Origin of the sequence: Halopiger goleimassiliensis (genome assembly GCF_000455345.1) — an archaeon.
GTDB lineage: Archaea > Halobacteriota > Halobacteria > Halobacteriales > Natrialbaceae > Halopiger_A > Halopiger_A goleimassiliensis.
The window spans coordinates 2,780,904-2,801,822 of the sequence record NZ_HG315690.1 but is presented as its reverse complement, the minus strand read 5'-3'; the positions used below and the strand labels follow the sequence as shown (position 1 = coordinate 2,801,822).

General features: G+C 67.0%; 17 protein-coding genes and 1 pseudogene. 16 read left to right on the top strand and 2 right to left on the bottom strand.

From position 1 onward, the window contains the following. Positions 1-60 precede the first annotated feature (60 nt). The 13 genes and pseudogenes from TX79_RS13705 (at position 61) to TX79_RS13645 (ending at position 14,607) form a co-directional block, all read left to right on the top strand. Complete coding sequence (locus TX79_RS13705) at positions 61-1,020, top strand: PLP-dependent cysteine synthase family protein (protein WP_049927997.1); 960 nt, start codon at positions 61-63, stop codon at positions 1,018-1,020. Between the two features lie 204 nt (positions 1,021-1,224). Further along, the gene (locus tag TX79_RS13700) at positions 1,225-2,331 is read left to right on the top strand and encodes a TAXI family TRAP transporter solute-binding subunit (RefSeq protein WP_049927996.1); all 1,107 of its coding nucleotides are present in this window, start codon (positions 1,225-1,227) and stop codon (positions 2,329-2,331) included. 69 nt (positions 2,332-2,400) lie between these two features. Next, positions 2,401-2,955, top strand: a complete 555-nt coding sequence (locus tag TX79_RS13695; protein ID WP_049927995.1) for a DUF1850 domain-containing protein — start codon at positions 2,401-2,403, stop codon at positions 2,953-2,955. Beyond that, a complete protein-coding gene (locus TX79_RS13690; RefSeq protein ID WP_049927994.1) occupies positions 2,952-5,717 on the top strand; it encodes a TRAP transporter permease in 2,766 nt (921 codons plus the stop codon). The genes TX79_RS13695 and TX79_RS13690 overlap by 4 nt, the downstream gene beginning before the upstream one ends. A 122-nt stretch (positions 5,718-5,839) precedes the next feature. Further along, positions 5,840-6,064 (top strand): hypothetical protein, encoded by a 225-nt coding sequence (locus TX79_RS13685; protein WP_049927993.1) that lies wholly within the window; start codon positions 5,840-5,842, stop codon positions 6,062-6,064. Between the two features lie 107 nt (positions 6,065-6,171). Next, positions 6,172-6,429: a hypothetical protein gene (locus TX79_RS13680; RefSeq protein WP_049927992.1), complete on the top strand. Its 258-nt coding sequence runs from the start codon at positions 6,172-6,174 to the stop codon at positions 6,427-6,429. Next, positions 6,426-8,720, top strand: a complete 2,295-nt coding sequence (gene mutL, locus TX79_RS13675) for a DNA mismatch repair endonuclease MutL (RefSeq protein WP_049927991.1) — start codon at positions 6,426-6,428, stop codon at positions 8,718-8,720. Before TX79_RS13680 ends, mutL begins: the two co-directional genes overlap by 4 nt. Positions 8,721-8,723: 3 nt before the next feature. Then, complete coding sequence (locus TX79_RS13670) at positions 8,724-9,962, top strand: DUF418 domain-containing protein (protein ID WP_049927990.1); 1,239 nt, start codon at positions 8,724-8,726, stop codon at positions 9,960-9,962. Positions 9,963-10,020: 58 nt separating this feature from the next. Further along, positions 10,021-10,398 carry a GNAT family N-acetyltransferase gene (locus TX79_RS13665; RefSeq protein WP_049927989.1) on the top strand — a complete coding sequence of 126 codons (378 nt, stop codon included), beginning with the start codon at positions 10,021-10,023 and terminating at the stop codon, positions 10,396-10,398. Between the two features lie 33 nt (positions 10,399-10,431). Beyond that, positions 10,432-11,486: pseudogene (rtcA, locus tag TX79_RS20110) on the top strand (RNA 3'-terminal phosphate cyclase). Positions 11,487-11,635: 149 nt separating this feature from the next. Further along, positions 11,636-12,589, top strand: a complete 954-nt coding sequence (kdgK1, locus tag TX79_RS13655) for a bifunctional 2-dehydro-3-deoxygluconokinase/2-dehydro-3-deoxygalactonokinase (RefSeq protein WP_049927988.1) — start codon at positions 11,636-11,638, stop codon at positions 12,587-12,589. Positions 12,590-12,715: 126 nt separating this feature from the next. Beyond that, the gene (locus TX79_RS13650) at positions 12,716-14,017 is read left to right on the top strand and encodes a hypothetical protein (protein ID WP_049927987.1); all 1,302 of its coding nucleotides are present in this window, start codon (positions 12,716-12,718) and stop codon (positions 14,015-14,017) included. A 71-nt stretch (positions 14,018-14,088) separates the two neighbouring features. Next, the gene (locus tag TX79_RS13645) at positions 14,089-14,607 is read left to right on the top strand and encodes a GNAT family N-acetyltransferase (RefSeq protein WP_049927986.1); all 519 of its coding nucleotides are present in this window, start codon (positions 14,089-14,091) and stop codon (positions 14,605-14,607) included. 382 nt (positions 14,608-14,989) lie between these two features. Here the strand turns inward: TX79_RS13645 and TX79_RS13640 are convergent, their stop codons facing one another. Further along, positions 14,990-15,604, bottom strand: coding sequence for a hypothetical protein (locus TX79_RS13640; protein WP_049927985.1), 615 nt, complete (start codon positions 15,602-15,604; stop codon positions 14,990-14,992). A gap of 868 nt (positions 15,605-16,472) precedes the next feature. Further along, positions 16,473-17,777, bottom strand: a complete 1,305-nt coding sequence (locus tag TX79_RS13635; RefSeq protein ID WP_049927984.1) for a ribonuclease catalytic domain-containing protein — start codon at positions 17,775-17,777, stop codon at positions 16,473-16,475. 595 nt (positions 17,778-18,372) lie between these two features. Between TX79_RS13635 and TX79_RS13630 the strand changes: the two genes are divergently transcribed. The 3 genes from TX79_RS13630 (at position 18,373) to TX79_RS13620 (ending at position 20,813) form a co-directional block, all read left to right on the top strand. Further along, positions 18,373-19,353 (top strand): GLUG motif-containing protein, encoded by a 981-nt coding sequence (locus TX79_RS13630; protein WP_154660523.1) that lies wholly within the window; start codon positions 18,373-18,375, stop codon positions 19,351-19,353. A gap of 382 nt (positions 19,354-19,735) precedes the next feature. After that, positions 19,736-20,035, top strand: a complete 300-nt coding sequence (locus tag TX79_RS13625; protein WP_154660522.1) for a hypothetical protein — start codon at positions 19,736-19,738, stop codon at positions 20,033-20,035. A 565-nt stretch (positions 20,036-20,600) separates the two neighbouring features. Further along, on the top strand, positions 20,601-20,813 hold the full coding sequence (locus TX79_RS13620) for a HalOD1 output domain-containing protein (RefSeq protein ID WP_049928402.1): 213 nt from the start codon (positions 20,601-20,603) through the stop codon (positions 20,811-20,813). Positions 20,814-20,919 lie beyond the last annotated feature (106 nt).

Here is a 20,919-nt window from a genome sequence, read left to right as displayed (position 1 = left end):
TGGCGACAGATCGATTGCGGTTCGGCAGGTATATTCGACAGAAGGTCACAGCCCAAACGGATGCCAGCGGACTACGCGAACGGGCTCGAGGCGATCGGCGACACGCCGATGGTCGAACTGCCGGCGCTTCGGCCCGACGGCGGCGCGTCGATCCACGTGAAGTGGGAGGGTGCGAACCCGACCGGGAGCCTGAAAGACCGGATGGCCCTCGCGATGATCGAAACCGCTCGAGAACGAGGCGACCTCGAGCCCGGCGACCCCGTCGTGGAGTTCACGGGCGGGAGCACCGGCTCGAGCCTCGCGTTCGTCTGTGCGGTACTCGATCACCCGTTCCACGTCGTGACGGCCGACTGCGTCGCCGAGGAGAAGATCGCGTCCATGCGCGCGCTCGGTGCGCGGGTCGAGACGCTCGAGACGCCGAACGGGAGCCCCTACGACGGGCTGTTCGACGACCTGCGAGCGGAAGCCGAACGCGTCCGCGACGAGACGGGCGCGTACTTCACGAACCAGTTCGAGAACTCCGACCAGCTCGAGGGCTACGAGGCACTCGGCCGGGAGATTCTCTCACAGCGGCCGGACGTCGACGAGTTCGCCATGATCGTCGGCACCGGCGGCTGTGCGATGGGCACCGCACGGGCGCTGTCCGAACGCGACGCGGACGTCCGCCTCTCGGTCGTCGAACCCGCGGAGTCGCCCGTCCTCACCGACGGGACGACCGGCGAGCACCCCGTCCAGGGAACGGCAATCGTGGGCTCGCCGCCGCTGGTCGATCCGGAGGCGTACGACCGCGTCTACACCATCCCGACCGAGGAGGGGATCGACTGCGTTCAGCAGATGGCCAGCGAGGAAGGACTGCTCGTCGGCACGAGCACGGGCATGAACGTCGCTGCCGCACGGCGGATCGCGGCCGAGCACGACCCCGACGAGACGGTCGTCACCGTCGCCTGCGACACCGGTCTCAAGTACCTCTCTGATGGACTCTACGAGGGACTCGAGGGTTCTACCTTCTGTCTCTGCTAGGGGAAGCGAGCGTCACGCGTCGGGTCGGTCGGTGCCGTTCGGTACACCGTCTACCCCTGCGGCGGGCGACGTGTCGTCCGCCCTCGAGACCGTAGTCGTCAGCTGATCACTGTCTCCTGAGAGTCCGGGTATCGGGAATATCTTCTCGAGTCTTATATAATATCATAAGTTAGATATTTCTGCGTCGGCGGGGCGTACTCTGACATGGTGCGACCTGTCACGCGCCGTCGTCTGATCGCGGCGGCTGGGATTGCTGGAACGTCCGCACTCGCGGGGTGTATCGGTGAAGACGCCGAAGATGGAGAGGGGAACGGTAACGGAAACGGTGACGGGGACGGGGAGGACCCCGAGGAGGCCCAGGCCGAGGAAGGGGGCGAGGTGCTGTCCTTACACGCCGGCGGGACCGAGGGGACCTACTACCCGCTGGCCGGGGACATGAAGACCATCGTCGAGGACCACACCTCACACGGCATTCAGGTCCAGTCGACCGGCGCGAGCGTCGAGAACGCCGCGAGCCTCGGCCGCGAGGACGCCGAACTCGCGCTCGTCCAGAACGACATCACCTACTTCGCCTACAACGGGGTCGAACTCGACCAGTTCGAGGGCGAACCGCTGGACAACATCCGGGGCATCGCCTCGCTCTATCCGGAGACGATCCACCTCGTCACGCAGGCCGACTCGGGGATCGAGTCCGTCGAGGACCTCGAGGGTGCGACGATCAACACCGGCGACCTGGGCAGTGGGACCCAGGTCAACGCCCTGCAGATCCTCGAGTCGGCCGGCATCGAGGACTTCGACGAACAGAACACCGACTTCGGGACGGCGGCCGACCAGATCGCCGACGGGGACGTCGACGCCGCCATCACCGTCGGCGGCTATCCGCTGGGCGCGATCGAGGATCTGGCGACCACCCAGGACATCAACTTCGTCCAGATCGACGGCGACGTCAGGGATCAGTTGCTCGAGGACGCGGAGTGGCTGGCCGAGGACACCATCCCCGGCGGCACCTACGACGGCGTCGAGGACGACGTCGAGACCATCTCCGTCCAGGCGATGCTCGCGACCCACGACGGGGTGGACGAGACGGTCGTCGAGGAGGTCACCGCGGCGATGTTCGACAACGTCGATCAGTTCACCACCCAGTCGGAGTTCATCGACCTCGAGACCTCCCAGGAGGCGATGCCCATCGAACTCCACCCCGGCGCGCAGGCCTACTTCGAGGGGACGGACGTCGACCTCGAGGGCGGGGGCGGCGACGAACCGGCGGACGGTAACGAATCCGAGGACGGTAACGAATCCGAGGACGGATAGCCGTCAGACTCGTTCGGAGCGATCGCACCGCCGACCGGACTTCCCACCGTCGACCACTGCTCACGTACCGTGGCCGTACTGACCCGACGGCGACTCTGTGCGTCTGCCCTCGCGCTGTGCGGAGCGACCGCTATCACTGCCCCGTCGGTCCTGCGCGGCACCACGCTGGTCGTCGCCGACGCCGAGACCGAGGAGCGCCTGCTCGAGATCGACGTCGAACAGGGCCAGGAGGTGACGCTCGCGTACACCCACAGCGTCGAACGCACGCCCGTCGAGGACGTCTACGTGGTCGACGGCGACGAACTGCGGGCGGATCGATCGGTGTTTCACTCCTTCGGCGCTGGACTGCCCACCGACGTCGAACGGACGGACGAGGGTTACGTCGTCGAGGGATCGGGATCCTACGCGCGACTCCGCGTCGCCCCCGGTGAGGTCGCGGGGCACGAACTCGTCGTCGGTGACGAGCGCTACGACCTCGTCGACGTCGCAGACGGCTCCGTCGTGCTGTACGTGGCCGACCGATCCGCTCTCGAGGGACTCGCCGGCGCGGTGTTACCGCCGTCGCGTTCCGAATCGAGCGACGGGACGACTCGGACCGCCGATCCGATTCACACTGACCGATGAGCATCGATCCCGACGACGCCGAGGAACTCTCCGAGGAGGAACAGCAGGAGCTGATGGAGGAGGTCCAGCGACGCCGCACCCACCGTGGCGCGGCGGTGGTTCTCGTCGCGCTGATCGCGGTCGCGTTTTCGGCGTTCCAGATGTGGATCGCCGCCCGCGGCTACACGTTCGGGACGACGCTCCCGGTCGTCGGCGAGATCGACCTGATCGGCTTCCAGCAACTCCAGGTCAACGCGATCCACGTCGCGTTCGCGCTCGTCCTCGCGTTCCTCTTGTTCCCGACGAGCAGGGGAACGGGGTTCGTCGCCCGCAACCTGGGTCGGATCGAACCCGCGGCCAGACGACGGTTCGGCGACGACCACCCGCTCACGCGGGCGACCGCCAGCGTCTCGGGCGCGTTCCGGTGGTTCTTCCTCGATCCCGACATGGACCGGATCGCACCGGTCGACGCGCTGCTTGCGATCCTGGCGACGCTGCCCGCGTACTACATCGCCACCAACTACGACGAGATTACGAGGATCGCGGTCCATCGGTTCGACGGCACGCGGACGATCGACGAGGTGATCCCGCCGATCTTCGCGCCGATCGAGTACCCCCTCGAGTGGCTCACCGGAGTCGAGTACGATATCGCGGGTGCCATCGTTTCGGGCCTCGGATCGGTCGGCGTCCCGCTCGACGAGGTGTCGGCCGCCTTCTGGTTGGGCGTGCTCGGCATGCTGCTGGTGCTCGAGGCGACCCGTCGCGCGCTCGGCTTGATGCTTGCCACGCTGGTCGGCCTCTTTATCGTCTACGCTCGGTGGGGGTACCACATCCCGCGGGATTCGGTCGTCGGCGCGCTCTGGGTCCAGCCCGACACCTGGGACAACATCGTCTACAACCTCTGGTACACGGTCGAAGCGGGGGTCCACAGCCAGCCGGTGTCGGTCAGCGTCCGCTTCATCTACATCTTCATCCTCTTCGGGGCCTTCCTCGAGATGAGCGGCGCGGGCAAGTGGTTCATCGACCTCGCGTACTCGGCGACCGGCACCCGCGACGGCGGCCCGGCGAAGGCCAGCGTCGTCTCGAGCGGCTTCATGGGGATGTTGAGCGGGTCGTCGATCGCGAACACGGTCACGACGGGCGCGTTCACGATTCCGCTGATGAAACGGTCGGGCTACTCGCCGGAGTTCGCGGGCGCGGTGGAGTCCTCGGCGTCCTCGGGGGGACAGATGCTCCCGCCAGTGATGGGGGCGGCGGCGTTTCTCATCGTCGAGTTCACCGGGACGCCCTACGCCGACGTGATCATCGCCGCGACGCTCCCGGCGATCGCCTTCTTCTTCGGCATGTGGGTGATGGTCCACTTCGAGGCCGTCCGCGGGGGGATCGGCGGCCTGCCGCGGTCGGAACTGCCGAACGTGCCGGCGGCCCTGAAACGGGGCTGGTTCTACCTGATCCCGATCGTCCTCCTGCTGTACTACCTGATCGTCGCCCGCCTGTCGATCAACCGGGCTGGCTGGCTCACCATCGTCGCGGTCGTCGCGCTGCTCGCGGTGGTGGCCGCCTACGACGAGCGCACCCGCGTGCCGCTGTTCGCGACCATCGCCGGTCTCTCGGTGCTGCAGGGCCTGGCGTACGCGACGGTCGGCGGCGGCCTCGCCGACGTCCTGTTGGTCGTCGCCGGCCTCGAGACGGCGGGGGCAGGGCTATCAGCTGGTGAGGCGGCGTGGGCCGTCGTGGGCGATTTCGCGCAACTCGTGATCGTCGTCAGCGTCGTCTTCGTCCTCCTGCGACCCCGCGCCGAAGCGCCGTTGCTCGAGTTCGATCCGGCGGTCGAGGAGGCCGCCCAGCGGTCGGCCGAGGCCGTCGGTCGCCCGTCGCTCGCGGGCAACCGGGCCTACCGCTTCGGCGCGTTCGTCCTGCGGTCGATGGACTCGGGCGCGCGGACCGCGACGACTGTCGTCGTCGCCGTCGCCGCCGCGGGCGTCGTTCCGGGCGTCATCAGCGTCACCGGCCTCGGGCCGAACCTGGCCGCACTCATCAGCCAGGTCAGCGGCGAGTCGATGCTCGTGTTGCTGACGCTGACCGGTATCGCCTCGATCATCTTCGGGATGGGGATGCCGACGACGGCGATGTATATCATCCTCATCGCGATGCTCGAGGCACCGCTCCAGGCCGCTGGTATCTTCGTCCTCGCGGCGCACCTCTACGTCCTCTACTGGGGGCTGATGGCCGACGTCACGCCGCCGGTCGCCGTCGCCGCCTTCGCGGGGGCGGGCGTAGCGAAGGCCGACGAGATGCAGACGGCGGTTACGGCCTTCATGCTCTCGCTGAACAAGGTCCTCGTGCCGTTCGCGTTCGTCTTCTCGCCGGGTATCCTGCTGTTCCGGGAGACCGACGGCGAGTGGGGGCTGATCGACTGGGGTGACGTCGGCGAACTGGGGTTTTTCGTCCCCGACGTCGTGATCCCGGTCGTCGGCATGTTCCTCGGGGTCTACGCGCTGGGCGTGACGATCATCGGCTACCAGTACACCCGCGTCGGCCGAATACGGCGCGTGTTCTACTCGCTGTCCTCCATCTTCCTGATGGTGCCGGAGATCCCGTTGCTGATGACCGAGGCCCTGCTTGGCCTGTTCGGGGTCCCCTCGGCGCTGACCGTCTTCCAGGTCACCTTCCCGCTGCGGGTCGTCGGCCTCGCGATGTTGCTGGCGCTCAGCTACGGGAACCGCGAACGGGCGACCGGCGAGGCCGACGAACCGACGACGGCCGCGCCCGGCGACGCCTGAGAGTTGCCGGCTTCGCGGGAGCACGGCCGTCACCTGCTTCGGACGGTACACGAGTGATCGACGCGAGCGAAATTAGTTAGATAAATCACAAGACTTTCGTAACTCGTCCCTGATCCCTACCTATGGCCCCCGCGATCTTCCAGGTGTTTGCGATCCTGATTGCGGTTTTTGCGTTCGCACAGGCCGCCTTCCCCCGGCAGATGAGTCGCTGGCAGATGCGCGGCCCCGGCGGAGACGCCCGGATCGAACCGGGAGAGACGCGCCTCCTCGTGATGCGCGTGATGGGCGTGATCGTCGGCGTACTTGCCCTCATCATGGCGTTTGGAAGCCCCACCATGCTCTTTTGAGGCCGGCCGAGTGAACTGGGGTGCAGGCTGGCGCTCGTCTTTCGGTCCCGGCCCCGAACGGGACGCGGAGTGAATACGTTTTTGCGACCGCCGCGACACAACCCGATATGGATATTCAGGAGCCTCTCGCGAGCAGGACGCGTCCGGTCGCGACGCCGTTCGACGACGTGAACGACGTCGACGAGGGCGTCCTCGCGGCCCTCCTCGAGACGCCCCTCCCGGGCGGGACGCCGGCGTCGATCCCGTGCGGGACGGCCGGCGAGTTCCCCAGCCGGCCGCGCGACGAACGGCGGCGCGGCCGCGAGGTGACCGACGACGGCCGCGACGCGATCGAAACAGCCGTCGAGAGGGTACTCCAGGCATGAGCGACGACGGTCAACCGCTCGAGGACGGCGAGTCGGACGCGGGGACGACCATCCGCCGTCTCGACGAGGACACCGTCGCCCGCATCGCCGCCGGCGAGGTGGTCGAACGACCCGCCAGCGCGGTCAAGGAACTCGTCGAGAACAGCCTCGACGCCGACGCCTCACGCGTCGACGTCACCGTCGAGGAGGGCGGCACCGAACTGATTCGCGTGGCCGACGACGGCCACGGGATGACCGAGGCCGACCTGCGCGCCGCCGTCCGCGAGCACACGACGAGCAAGATCGAGGGGCTCGAGGACCTCGAGTCCGGCGTCGGAACGTTGGGCTTCCGCGGGGAGGCGCTGCACACCATCGGGTCGGTCTCCCGGCTGACGATCCGGTCCCGACCGAACGAGGAACACCGCGACGTCGACGCCGCGGTCGGAACGGAACTCGTCTACGAGGGCGGTGAGGTGGTCTCCGTCGAGCCGACCGGCTGTCCCGCGGGCACCGTCGTCGAGGTCGAGGACCTCTTCTACAACACGCCCGCACGCCGGAAGTTCCTGAAGACGACGGCCACCGAGTTCGCCCACGTCAACCGCGTCGTCACCCGGTACGCGCTCGCGAATCCGGACGTCGCCGTCTCGCTGACCCACGACGGCCGCGAAGTTTTCGCTACGACAGGTCAGGGCGACCTCCAGGCCGCAGTGCTGGCCGTCTACGGCCGCGAGGTGGCCTCTTCGATGATCCCCGTCGAGGTCGACGCCGACGAGTTACCGCCGGGGCCGCTCGAGTCCGTCTCCGGGCTGGTCTCCCACCCCGAAACCAACCGCTCGAGCCGGGAGTACCTCGCGACCTACGTCAACGACCGCGCCGTGACCGCCGACGCGATCCGCGAGGGGGTCATGGGGGCCTACGGCACGCAACTGGGGAGCGACCGCTACCCCTTCGTGGTGCTCTTCCTCGAGGTGCCCGGCGACGCCGTCGATGTCAACGTCCACCCGCGCAAACGGGAGGTCCGGTTCGACGACGACGATGCGGTCCGCCGACAGGTCGACGCCGCCGTCGAGTCGGCGCTGCTCGAGCACGGCTTGCTCCGCTCGCGAGCGCCACGTGGCCGGTCCGCTCCCGACGAAGCCCGTATCGTAACCGACCGATCCGCAGCGGCCGAACGGTACGAACGCCAGAGCGAGTCGGCAGCCGCGGGAAGCGATCAGTCGACGAACGACGCGAGCGAGATGGACGACGCCGAAGCCGAGGGATCGGCGAGCGCCCCCGACGCCTCGAGCAACGAGGCCGTCGAGAACCGCCCAGTTACGGACGCTGACGGCTCCCGATCCGACGCTCCGACCGAATCGGACGGGTCGGAAGCGGCTGCCGGTGCAGGAACGTCCGCCTCGTCCAGTCGATCGCGGGCGACCGAGGATTCGGCCGGATCGACCGCAGACTCGCCCGCTACGTTCGGCGACCCCGACGGAACCACGGACTCGAGCGACCCGCGGACGAGCGCGGAGGCTGGCTCGGGACCGACCGACGACCCGTCGAATGCGTCGGCTGGATTCGGAGGCGAGACGGAACCGTCGCAGGAGGCCGCTGACGCGGCCTCGACCGTCCCACGCGTCGATTCGGATCGGAAGTTTACCGGCGCGACCGAACAGCGGACCCTCGAGGGCGAGGCCGCGACGGGGGCCGAAACCGAGTACGACTCGCTGCCGCCGCTGCGGGTGCTGGGACAGCTGTCGGACACCTACGTCGTCTGCGAGACGCCCGACGGGCTGGCGTTGATCGACCAGCACGCCGCCGACGAACGGGTCAACTACGAACGCCTGCAGGCGGCCTTCGCGGATGACCCGCCCGCGCAGGCGCTGGCCGACCCCGTCGAACTCGAGTTGACCGCGGCCGAGGCCGAGACGTTCGAGGGCTACCGGGAGGCGCTGGCGCGACTCGGCTTCTACGCCGACAGGGTGGACGACCGGACCGTCGCCGTCACCACTGTCCCTGCCGTCCTCGACGAGACGCTCGAGCCCGAACGGTTGCGCGACGTCCTCACCGCGGTCGTGGAGGGCGACCGCGAGGCCGGCGCGGAGACCGTCGACGCGCTGGCCGACGAGTTCCTCGGCGACCTCGCGTGCTATCCGTCGATCACGGGCAACACCTCGCTGACCGAGGGCTCGGTGCTGGAGTTGCTCGAGGCCCTCGACGACTGCGAGAACCCCTACGCCTGCCCGCACGGCCGGCCGGTGATCGTCCACCTCGATCAGGACGAACTCGAGGCGCGCTTCGAACGGGACTACCCCGGCCACGGTGGTTGACCGATGTCGGACGCAGACGCGGACTCGTCGACGGCGAACGCGGAACCCGACGCGGCGGCCCGACCCACGCCCCCGTCAGAACGGATCGTCAGCCTCGACGTCCTGCGCGGCGTCGCGTTGCTCGGCATCCTGGTCATCAACGTCCGCGTTTTCGCGATGCCGGAGGTGACGCTGGCCAATCCGACGGCGTACGGCGACTTCTCCGGCGGCAACTACTGGGCCTGGCTCGCCGGTCACCTCTTTGCCGAGGGCACGTTCATCACGCTGTTTACGGTGCTGTACGGCGCTGGCATCGTCCTCTTCACCCACAACCTCGAGTCGAAGGGGGAGGCCGCGGTGCCGGTGTTCGTCCGCCGGTCGCTGTTGCTCGTCGGCTTCGGTCTCCTGCACGCCTACCTGCTGTGGTACGGCGACATCCTCGTCGCCTACGGCGTCTGTGGCTTGCTCGTCGTCGGCCTCCGCCGACGTCGGCCGCGGACGCTCGCGACCCTGGGCGTCGTCATCGTCGCGGTCCCCTCCCTGCTCGAGGCGCTGTCCGGCGTGACTGCGGACCCGGAGACGATCCGGGGGACGTGGCGGCCGGCCGAGTCGGTCATCCAGCAGGAGGTCGCCAGCTACCGGGGCGACTGGATCACCCAGCTGGAACACCGCGTGCCGTCGGCCCTCCAGCGGCAGACGGCCGGCCTGATCAGCTACTCCGGCTGGCGCGTCGCCGGCATCATGCTGCTCGGCATGGCGCTGTACAAGCGGGGCGTCCTCTCGAACGAGCGGTCGCCCGCGTTCTACCGTCGGCTGATCGCCGGCTGTTCGGTGGTCGGTCTCGGCACGATCCTCGCCGGTGTCGCCTACATCGAGGCCCACGACTGGGCGATCGAGGTGGCGCTGTTCTGGCGACAGTTCAACTACTGGGGAGCGATCGTCCTGGCCGGGGCGTACGTCGGCCTGGTGATGCTGTACTGCCGGTGGCGACCGACCGGACTGGTAACCGACGCGCTCGCGGCCGTTGGGCGGACTGCCTTCAGCAACTACATCCTGCAGACCCTGCTGGCGACGTCGATCTTCTACGGGCACGGCCTCGGCCTGTTCGGCCACCTCGAGCGCGTCGAGTTGCTCGGCGTCGTCGTCGCCATCTGGGCTATCCAGGTGCCGCTGTCGGTACTGTGGCTGCGGTACTTCCGCTACGGCCCGCTCGAGTGGCTCTGGCGGGTGCTCACCTACGGGCAGTGGCAGCCGATCCGGTGACTCCGGGAGGGGGGAGCCGACGACAACGCTTTTGTCGCTTTCCTCACACGGGTTCCACGTGACCGTCGAATCGGCCCGGACGCGGCTCACCGAGATCCTCGAGACGCCGGGATTCCGGGGCTTCGCTGCGCTCAGCGAGGAGGATCTCGTCGGTGCCGCAGTGGGGAACCTCGAGCAGTGGGACGCGGGTCGGCGGTTCTCGCTCCGTGAACTGTTCGTCGATCCCGACGTTCAGGGACAGGGGATCGGACGCCGGCTACTCGAGCACCTGCTCGAGCGGTTACGCGAGGCGTCGGTCCGTCGCGTCTACCTCCTCACGAGCAGCGACGGGCCGGCGCGGTCGTTCTACGAGTCCAGCGGGTTCAGCGAAGACGACGGGACGATCGTCCAGTCGCTCTCGGTGTCGTCGGCCGATACCGACGGATCGCTCTCCTGAGAACATATCCCGTTCGAGGTCGTATTCCGCCGCATGACCGCAATGCGGACGTTGGACGGCTCCGAGGCGGGCGGGCAGTTCCTGCGGACGGCGCTGTCCCTGGCTGTGGTTCGGAACGAACCGGTCCGAGTCGAGCACGTCCGCGGGAACCGATCGACGCCCGGCCTCCGACACCAGCACCTGGCCGTCCTCGAGACGCTCGCCGAACTCGCCGACGCCGACGTTACGGGCGCGGAACTGGGCGCGGAGACGGTAACGTTCGATCCCGGGACGGCGTCGATTCCGGGCGGGACCTACGAGGCAACTATCGGGACGGCGGGCTCGATCACCCTGCTGTTCGACGCCGTCCTCCCGCTGGCAAGCCGCCTCGAGGAGCCGCTACGGCTGACCGTCACCGGCGGGACGGACGTCGCGTGGTCGCCGCCGCTCGATTACTTCCGGGAGGTCAAACTGCCACTCCTGCGACGGTACGGGCTCACCGCGGCCTGCGAGGTGGACCGGCGAGGCTTCTACCCCGACGGCGGCGGGCGGGCGACGCTTTCCCTCGCACCCTCGCGGCTCGAGCGGATCGAGCTCGCCGAACGCGGCCCGCTCGAGGGCGTCCGCATCTACTCGACCGAGGCCGCGGCGCTCGCGGACCGCGACGTCGCCTTCCGGCAGGCCACAGGTGCGCTCGAGCGCCTCGAGACGGGCCAGTTCGACGGCGTCCTCGAGCGTCGGGGGACGACCGCCGAGAGTCCGTCCCCCGGGTGGCGATCGTCCTTCGGATGGACCACGGAACCGGCCTCGCGGGCGTCGACGCCCTCGGCGAACGGGGGACGCCGGCCGAACGCGTCGGCGAGGACGCGGCCGACGCGGCGAATCGCTTCCTAGAGGGGGACGCGCCCGTCGACCGACACATGGCCGATCAACTGCTGGTTTTCCTCGCGCTCGCCGGCGGGCAGGTTCGCGTTCCCGCCGTTACCGATCACGTCGCGGCCAGTTGCGACCTGCTCGAGTCGTTCGGCGTCGCCGTCGATCCGCCGACCGAGAGGGAGCGGGTCGTCGCAGTCGAGCCGGATGATGCGATCGATCCCGGCCGACCGTGAGGCGGCGATCGACCCTGAGACGGCAGCGATGATCCACGGTCAGAGGGGATTGAGGAAAGAGACAGTAACGATACAATTTTGAGACTCCCGGACGTGGATAGATCCATGACGGAGCCAGATACGCGGACGGGACGCTGGGGGGCCGAACCGTGAGCGAACTCGTCACCTTCGGCGAGTCGATGCTGCGCCTCTCGCCGCCCGGCAACGAACGACTCGAGCGCGCCTCGGAACTCGAGGTTCACGCCGGCGGCGCGGAGAGCAACGTCGCCGTCGCCGCCAGCCGACTGGGCGTGGACGCGACGTGGCTCTCGAAGGTCCCCGAGACGCCACCCGGCCGGCGCGTCGTCAACGAACTCCGCGAGTACGGCATCGAGACCGAGGTCGTCTGGAGCCCCAGCGGTCGACAGGGCACCTACTACCTCGAGCGGGCAGGCGCTCCCCGGGGAACGAACGTCGTCTACGACCGCGCGAACAGCGCGTTTACGACGACGGAGACGCGCCAGATCGACCTCGACCTGGTACAGGACGCCGACGTCTTCTTCACCTCGGGGATCACCCCGGCGCTGTCCGCGACGGTCCGGGAGACGACGATGAACCTCCTCAAGGCGGCCAAACAGGGCGGGACGACGACCGCCTTCGACGTCAACTACCGCCGGAAGCTCTGGTCGCCCGACGAGGCCGAGGAGACGCTGACGTCGCTCTTTCCGGGTATCGACGTGCTCGTGATCGCCGCCCGCGACGCCCGCGAAGTGCTGGGTATCGAGGGCGATCCGCGCCAGCTCGCCCACCGTCTGGGGTCGCAGTACTCCTTCGAAACGGTCGTCGTCACCCGGGGATCGGAGGGCGCGATCGGCTGGCACGACAACGTCGTCCACGTCCAGGACGCCTACGAGACCGACACCGTCTCCGAGATCGGCACCGGCGACGCCTTCACCGGCGCGTTCATCGCCAGCCGACTCGACGGCGAGGACGTTCCGATCGCCCTCGAGTACGCCGCCGCGACCGCGGCGCTCAAACGAACGATCCCGGGTGACGTCGCGCTCGTCACCGAACAGGAAGTCGAGGCCGTCGTCCGGAACAGCAGCGAAACGCTCTCCCGCTAATCCTGGAGATCGATTCGCCGGATCGAGCCGCTACCTAGCGACTGGTGACCGTTCCGATCAGCTATCCGTCATTTGACGGGACGTTCCACAAACTATTTTGAACGCCATTTCAGTTTCCCGGATACGATGAGACGTGGAACTGCACTGTCCGTGGCATTGCTGTTGATCGTAAGTGTCGTCGGAGCGACAGCTATCGCTGGGGCAACGACGGCATCGGGGTCCCAATCGAGCGCCGACGCGTACGCCGGTGCACACGTCGACTTCGAGGTCGACGGTGACGCCATCACCGACTATCGCGTCGACGGCGACCGAACGTTCTCGTCGGTGGCGGTCCAGTCCCGGAGCGACGCCGACCTCGGCGCGGGACTCGGCGTCGACCTCGAACTCGACGCCGTGGCCGGCCTCGAGGGTGCTGGACTGTCGATGGCGGCCGAATCCGAAGCCAGCGCCCAGGTCCGGGCCGACAGTGGCGCGACGCTCGAGGCCCACGACACCCAGCGTGGGACGCTCGTCGTCGAGGCCGGCGGCGAGGGCCAGTACGTCGAAGCGGAACTCGCCGCGGGCACCGATGCCGAACGCGAGGGCGACGGCGCGGTCCGCGTCGAGACGGACGGCCAGACCGGCACCTTCCTCGTCGTCGGCGAGGGCGAGGTGACCGTCAACGAGGAGGGTAACGTCGTGGCCGACCTCGAGGGCGACGCGACGCTCGCGTTCCGTTCCTACGAGGACGGCGAACGCGACGACGCGGCCGAGTACGAGGAGTCGCTGATCGCCGGTGGCCAGGCGGCCGCGGAGGTTCACGTCGAGGACCGAACCGAGGGCATCGCCTCGAGCGCGGTCACCTACGGCGAGGAGACGACCGCCGAGGTCTCCGCGGATGCCGAAAACCGCGTCGAGATGACCGTCGAACGCACTCACGGCGAGGGGACGGTCGTCATCACGACCGTCTCCGAGGAAGCCGTCGGGAGCCTCGAGGACCTCGAGGTGACCGTCGACGGCGAGGCGGCCGTCGAGGCGTCCTCCGAGAGCGAACTCGAGGGCGCGCTCGGCGGCGACCGCTCGGCCTACAAGGTCGCCCAGCACGCCGAGGCACAGGGCGAAGCCACGGTGTACGTCGCGTTCAATCACTTCTCGGAGCGAACGGCGACGATCGAGAGCGACGACAGTGACACGACGGCGGACGAAACCGACGATTCGACATCCGAAGAGTCCGACGAGGAAACCGACGAGTCCGAAGAAGGAACCGACGCGGACGAATCCGGCGACGAGACCGATACGGACGGATCCAGCGATGGAGCCGACGCCGACGGGGACGGCGACGAGACCGACGACGGGTCCGACGCCGGCGACGACAGCATCCCCGGGTTCGGTCCGCTCGTCCCGCTCGTCGCGCTGTCTCTCGCGACGGCTTTGGGCCTCCGACGCTGACGCGTTTCGCCGCTCCTGCACTTCGTTCGGCCTCCGACCGCTTTTTGCCGGTGGCTCGCCTACGGCCGTTCGTGACTGGGGACGTACGGCAGGCGACGACCGACGACGTCTGGGCGATCCACGAAACGGCCCGGCAAAGCTGGCACGCCGCTTACGACGACGTCCTCGGCCCGGAGCGGGTCGACGACGTCGTCGACGACTGGTACGCGCTGGGCGACCTCGAGTCGTCGATCGAGGACGCGAGCCAGCGTACGGATGCGGCGTTTCTCGTCGTGCCAGGAGACGACGACACCGGAACGGCCGGCTTCGCCCACGTCGTTCCCTGGCCCGAGGACGAGACCGTCGCCTATCTGGTTCGGATCTACGTTCGCCCCGACCGGTGGGGCGAGGGAATCGGCACCGCGTTACTCGAGCGTCTCGAGAGCGATCTGCCCGAGCGATTCGACCGCCTCCGGCTGGACGTCCTCGCCGACAACGAGATCGGCGTGTCGTTCTACGAATCCAGCGGGTTCGATCGGGTCACCACCCGCGAGACGGATCTGGCGGACGGACTCGAGGAGTTCGTCTACGAGAAACGCCTCTCGGACTGAGAGGGCTTGCTGTACCGACGTACCGGCACACTCGCCGGCCCGGGTCGTGGATCCACCGGAACTGACGGACAGGAACCCGTATGAGGCGGCTGTGTAAACGACGGCGTCCGCCTGCAGACGACCGGCTGCCACGTGACGCTGGGGGACCACCAACGGACAGCTACCGGCACGGAAACCTCGTTTTCACCGTCGGTTTCGGTGCCGAATCGGACGTTAAATCGGCGACCGCGGCCGAAACGTCGACTTTCTACCGACCGGCTCGAGTGGCTCGGAGTCACATCGCGGAGGATCGATCACCGACGGTTCTTCGGCCGGGATCGTCTCGGCAGGAACGGGCCGCAGCAGGGACAGAAGGGAGAAAAAGATCGGTCAGTCGCTCCGGTTAGCTATCCGGACCCTCGTCTTCGGCACCCGGGCCATCGTCCTCGGCACCTGGACCGTCGTCGGTGTCCGGTTCGTCTTCGGCACCCGGACCGTCATCTTCGGGTTCGTCTTCGGCATCTGGACCGTCGTCTTCGGGCTCGTCTTCGTCCTCGGGTTCGTCGTCGTCGCCGCCACCGCCACCACCGAGGCTGGTCTCGATCAGGTTCAGGTCGGCGGCGCGGAACGAGCCGTCCTCGCCCATCGTCTCGCTATCGCCGGCGCTGAGGTCGGCTTGCTCGGTCAGCACGTGACCCAGCTTCGGGGCGGAGCCGCCGAGGTCGTAGCTGATGATGTACGCGTCCCAGTCCTCCGGCGAGTCGAACTCGTCTTCCAACTCGGCTTCCTGGAACAGTTCGTCTCGCGTGCCGTCGTCTAGTCCCGAGGCAACGGTGAAGTCGACGCCCGGCATGTAGTCGTCGCCGAACACCACGACTTCGTTTCCATCACCGTCGTCCTGTGCCGCGGCAGTCCCCGCCGTCGCGCCGGCACCGAGTGCGACTGCGGTCGTCGCGAGGGCACCTTTCTTCATGAACGAGCGTCTGCTGTCGCCGCTTGAGTCGGGTTCATCTGTCATGTCTCTCACGCACCCCTTTCGGGGGTGACAGTTCTTGGCCGAGTTTTTCCATAAGTGAGTTCGATCGTTACGGTGCTTTCCGGCCGGCAATTCGGAGCTAACGCCACGACGGCCGTCTGAGACGTGGTTCCCTCCGAAAACGACTGCCGATCCGATCGGATCGGAAACAGGTGATTGTGACGGAACTGCCGGGCCGACGGCGGGAACCGGGTCTGCGCGGGACGCTACGTCGTCGCCCCGATCCTCTCGCTTCGTCCGCGTCCGACGGCCGGTCGTATCTCCCCGTTCGGACGCCCAGTAGGCTCATCGAAATGCCGGGCCGGCGCTCCATCGGCGGCGACTGCTCGCCCCGCCGATACGACCGACGATCCCCCGGAAAAACGTCTCATTTATCGACATACTCACGACGAGTCAGGTCGCGTCGACTCCACCTCGAGCCACCGGTTCGGACCGGTGACACGGGCCCACAGGGGCTCTCGTCTCGGTTGCAGTTCGCCCACTACAACGAACAGGTTCGACGATCCCTCGCCGAGTGCCAGTGATCGGTTCGACGACGGCACCGGCAGCGACGAGCACCGGCCGGACCACGACGGTGCTAGGCCGGCGATGTCACGGTACGCAGTTATAGGCCTCTTTCGCGGAGGATGGCACTGGCCCCGTCACGAGACGACACTCCGGGCACGGGGCCCTGTGATCGTGATCCACCCGACACACCGGCTCGAGCGGGGGCACAGCCGGCCGGTGTGTCGGTTTCCTCCCCGCGGACGCGCTTTCAGCGAGCTGCTCGGTTCGATCGGTTCCGCTCGAAGTCGGGGTTCGGAAGGAGTGACGAGGTGTTAGCGGGGCGTCGCTGTTGTCGAAGCCGCGCTTACAACGTCTTCTCGGCCACGTCGTCGTCCACGATTTCGATCCCCCGGTTGTTGACCGCCATCGGGTCGAGGCCGACCTCCTGGAGGAACTGCTTGTACTCGCGCTCGCACTGTTCGGCGTCTTTCTGCTTGTCGCTGGCGCGGTCACAGAGTTCGACGAGGTTCTCCGGGACGTCGTTCTGGTAGACGATCCAGTGGTTGATCAGGTCCGAGAGCCGTCGGATGGGGCTGGTGAAGTGGCCGTAGATCTCGAAATTGAGAGCGTGGTGGCCGCCGAAGGGATCGTTCATGTACTTCGCGCGGGGCATCACCTTCATCACGGCCCACTGGATCTTGTCCAGCTGGCGGCCGGGGGCCTCCTCGAGCGTCGCGTTGACGGCCTTTCGCGGATCGTCCCAGGTGTCGCCGGGGATCGAGACGCCGTCCAGATCCTGAATCTCGCGGAGGGCCTCGGACCACTCGTCGGGGCTGGGCTGGGGGTGGACGCGGTACATCGCCTCGACGCCGCGGTCCCACATCAGCGTGTGCGTGACGGCCTTGTTGGCCTTCAGCATGCACTCCTCGATGATGGTGTGGGCGCGATCCCGGGCCGGGTTGAGGACGAGGGAGCCGTCCTCCTTTCGCTGTTCGTGCATCCGGTTGGCGAGGTCGTGGACCAGGACGTTCTCCTCGTGCAGCGGTGCCTCGGGATCGTCGAGTCGGTTCTCGGCCTGGGTGTAGGTGAGTCGTTCGTCGGACTCGATGACCGACTTGTAGATGTCGATGGTCTCGTAGGAGAGCGTCTCCTTGTCGAGGTGCATCTCGACGGTGTGGGCGAACCGCTCCTCGTTGGGCACGAGCGAGCAGACCGACTCCGCCAGGATCGGCGGCAGCATGTGAATCGTGTAGCCCGGCAGGTAGACGGTGTTACAGCGCTCGACGGCCTCGTCCCACATCGCGGTGTCGGGGTTGACGTAGTGGGTGACGTCGGCGATGTGTACCCAGAGGACGTACTCGTCCTCGCGTTCCTCGATCGAGAGGGCGTCGTCGAAGTCCTGGGCGTCGATCGGGTCGGTCGTCCACGTGGTCAGATCGCGGAGATCCTCGCGCTCGTCGATCTCCGCGTCGATCGCCGCCTGCACGTCGCCCGTCAACTCCTCGGCCTCCTCGAGCACCTCGGCGGGAAACTCGTCGCGAATCTCGAACTTCTCGAAGAGTTCCTCGCGCTTGTTCTCGAGGTGGCGCGCGAGGTCCTCGGAGATCTGGACGGGGCCTTGCCCCTCGGCCGTGCCGGCGTCGGCCTGTGCGTCAGCGTCGTCGCTCATACCTCCGCCTACGGACGAGCGGGTGAAAGACGTGTCGGGATGGCGGTGGGTGCGAGAGGGTCGCGAATGGACCCTCGAGAGTGGCGTGCCCGCCGTCGCGATAGGCTGGTACTCCGAAGTGACCTGCCATCGTGAACACGTAGCAGTTGGCTACGGCTGTCGCGGTCACGTACTGGTCGCGCAGGAACCTCGAGACCGCCTCGATCGGCTCGAGTGTAGGGTCAGAATACCGGAACGGAAGGCCGAAACGAGAGGCAGACTGTCAGTTCGCGCTCGTGTTCGTTTTCGAGTAGGTAGTCTTCGCGACGTTCCGTTCTAACTCACAGTATCGCAACCTTGATTGTTCTCATCGGACACAATGGAATTAATGAGCGACGACGCCACTGATCCGGCTCCATCACACGTCGACCGTCGAAGCGTTCTTTCCCGGGCCGGAGCGATCGGAGTTGGAACTGCATTCTGTGTCTCTCTCACCGGCGAGCCGGTCAGCCTCGCAGTCGCCGACGAGGACGACTCGGAGGAGAGTGCTATCGAGATCGAGGACTGGCACGATCTCGACGCCGTTCGTGACGACCTCCAGGGCGACTACGTGCTGGTGAACGATCTCGACGTGGACACGGACGGCTACGAGGAAATCGCCGGGGAAGACGCCAACGACGGTCGTGGGTTCGATCCGATTGGCGAGTTCAGTGGAACGTTCGACGGACGGGGTAACCGGATCCGTGATCTCGTTATCGATCGACCGACTGATCGCGAGGTCGGACTGTTCGCTCTGACCGACGATGCAACCATCTCCGCGGTCAGGCTCGTCGATAGTACTGTCACTGGCGGCGAGTGGGTCGGCGGTCTCGTCGGGCAAAACCACGGGACGGTAGAACGGACGATAGCCAGCGTCGATGTCACCGGTGAGGAAAAAGTCGGGGGTCTCATCGGGACGAACCACGACGTGGTGAGAGGGGCATCGGCCAGTGGTGACGTCACTGGCGATGAGGAGGTCGGCGGTCTTGTCGGAGTCAACGGCCACGGCCCTGAGGTGGTGGGATCGTCGGCCAGCGTCGATGTCACCGGTGAGGAACAAGTCGGGGGCCTCGTCGGCCTGAACGTAGAAGGTGAGGTGAGTAACTCGTGGGCTAGCGGCGACGTCTCCGGCGAGGACGACGTCGGTGGTCTCGTCGGGCAACTCGGCGTCTACTTCCTCGACGCTGACGAGGATGCAATCCTGCGGGATAGCTACTGGGACACGCAGGCCACCGGGCAGACGGACCCGGTTGGCTTCGCCTCCGAGTCCGATGGAACGATCGAGGTCCGCGGTGACGTTGCTGGAGTAGAGACCGACCAGATGCAGGGCGAATCCGCCGCTCAGACGATGTCGACGCTGGACTTCGAGGAGCGGTGGCGCGTCGTTACCGATCCACCAGGATACCCGGAACTTCGCACGGTTCCTGACGGCTCGACGCAATCGGACGAGGACGATGGGATTCCCGGATTCGGATTCGCCGGGGCACTGACGGCACTAGCTGGCGGGAGCTATGCTCTGGCCCGTCGATTGGAGAGTACCGCTTCCGACCGAGACTGACCGGTGTCTCTGGGGACGTCGTGGCCGCTGGTTACAGACGGCGGTTCCCTCATCTGGGGCTTTACCAACTGCTCCGACCAGTCAGTATTCTTTAGGAGGGTCGAATCCGGCGAGGTGTTCGGATTTCTCGGGCCAACGGCGCAGCGAAGTCGGCTCACCTTGTTCCTAGAATAGTCTCTTCGAAAGAAACACTACGATATAATGAAAACGAGTCTTCATGAGTCGTGAATCCGTCTTTAGTCGCCGCCGATTCCTCGCCAGTGGGGTCTCTACCGGGGTACTTTCGGTATCCGGATGTCTGTCGGGTGGGGCTGACCTAATTCCAGTGAACGTGACGATCCTCAACGCCCGACCGGAGCAGTTCAGTGCGGAGGTACGAGTTATGGACGACTCCGACGCCACTCGGTTCGAGGGTGAGATCGATATTCCGGCACCGAACGCCGTCGACGACCGGAAGACGATCTCGCTCGCGGACATCGCTCGAGTACCGGATGGCGAACGCGTCCTCGCGACGGTCCGGGTCGAGGACGAGACGTACGAGGCGACGCAGGAAGTCACCTGTGACGGCGGCCGGCCGACCAGCCTGTTTCGGTTCGTCATTTACTCGGCGATGACGACCGGTGATCGGATGCAACTCGAGGCGATCTCGAGCGGCGAGTACCTTCCGGGATCGCCGTGTTGACGGGCGGTTTCGACCGCATCGGTGGCCGTGGTCGAAGCGTCGCCGATACCTAGACGGATGCCGGCACCGTGATAGGCTGGACGCGTCCAGGCCGGTTCGTTCCGCTCAGTTTCGTCTGGTCGGACGGTCCACGGTCGACGGTGACGCTCGCGATGGGTCACCGCACAGGCGAGACGGCCAACCAGTCAGCATCCTACCGTTCTTTAGGATAGATTGCGTACCGCACAGACGCGCACGAAAGTGCGCTGAGCCGGAGTCCTCACGACCAAGCTCACACTCCGGCTCAACGGTCGCCCCCGCGTAGCGGGAGCAATCCACCATTGTCGTTGGCGAAATAAAGACCTGCCGACGTCCGCCGACCAGTCGCCACTGTCGCCGATTTACCTGCTGGATCGACTCCTGCTACGTCGGGGCCAGCGATCCGATTCAGACATGGTCTCGAGTATCACCATCCACTGCGACTGTGGCACAGCCGTCCGTATCACGACGCCGGACGATCCAGCACGCTGCCCCGATTGCGAGACGGCGTTCGAACTCTCGCTGATCGAACACCCCGACGGTGATCGTGCACCCGGCACTCGTCACGGTACTCGATCGCATCGCGGCCCGTGAGGGCTGCGACCGGACGGACCTACCACCGCTATACAGGGCCGTCGACCCCGAGGCGCTGGCCGCCGTTCTCGCGTCGAACCCCGCCGTCACCGTTCGCTTCGATTACGCCGGTTACCGCGTCGAAATCGACCCCGACTGCGTGACGGTGGTCGACCGGGAGCCGTGACGCCCCGCCGGGCGACCTCGTTTTCTCGACTGTCGTTACCGTCGGCTGGGTGGGGTGTCTGCGAGACGTCGTCCCGGTCGTAGGTCATCACGCGCCGCGCCCGATT

Bases quoted from the DNA above. Each gene is read 5' to 3' on its own strand.
- TX79_RS13705 (WP_049927997.1), top strand. From the start codon at position 61: ATGCCAGCGGACTACGCGAACGGGCTCGAGGCGATCGGCGACACGCCG.
- TX79_RS13700 (WP_049927996.1), top strand. From the start codon at position 1,225: ATGGTGCGACCTGTCACGCGCCGTCGTCTGATCGCGGCGGCTGGGATT.
- TX79_RS13690 (WP_049927994.1), top strand. From the start codon at position 2,952: ATGAGCATCGATCCCGACGACGCCGAGGAACTCTCCGAGGAGGAACAG.
- TX79_RS13685 (WP_049927993.1), top strand. From the start codon at position 5,840: ATGGCCCCCGCGATCTTCCAGGTGTTTGCGATCCTGATTGCGGTTTTT.
- TX79_RS13680 (WP_049927992.1), top strand. From the start codon at position 6,172: ATGGATATTCAGGAGCCTCTCGCGAGCAGGACGCGTCCGGTCGCGACG.
- mutL (WP_049927991.1), top strand. From the start codon at position 6,426: ATGAGCGACGACGGTCAACCGCTCGAGGACGGCGAGTCGGACGCGGGG.
- TX79_RS13670 (WP_049927990.1), top strand. From the start codon at position 8,724: ATGTCGGACGCAGACGCGGACTCGTCGACGGCGAACGCGGAACCCGAC.
- TX79_RS13650 (WP_049927987.1), top strand. From the start codon at position 12,716: ATGAGACGTGGAACTGCACTGTCCGTGGCATTGCTGTTGATCGTAAGT.
- TX79_RS13640 (WP_049927985.1), bottom strand. From the start codon at position 15,604: ATGACAGATGAACCCGACTCAAGCGGCGACAGCAGACGCTCGTTCATG.
- TX79_RS13635 (WP_049927984.1), bottom strand. From the start codon at position 17,777: ATGAGCGACGACGCTGACGCACAGGCCGACGCCGGCACGGCCGAGGGG.
- TX79_RS13625 (WP_154660522.1), top strand. From the start codon at position 19,736: ATGGACGACTCCGACGCCACTCGGTTCGAGGGTGAGATCGATATTCCG.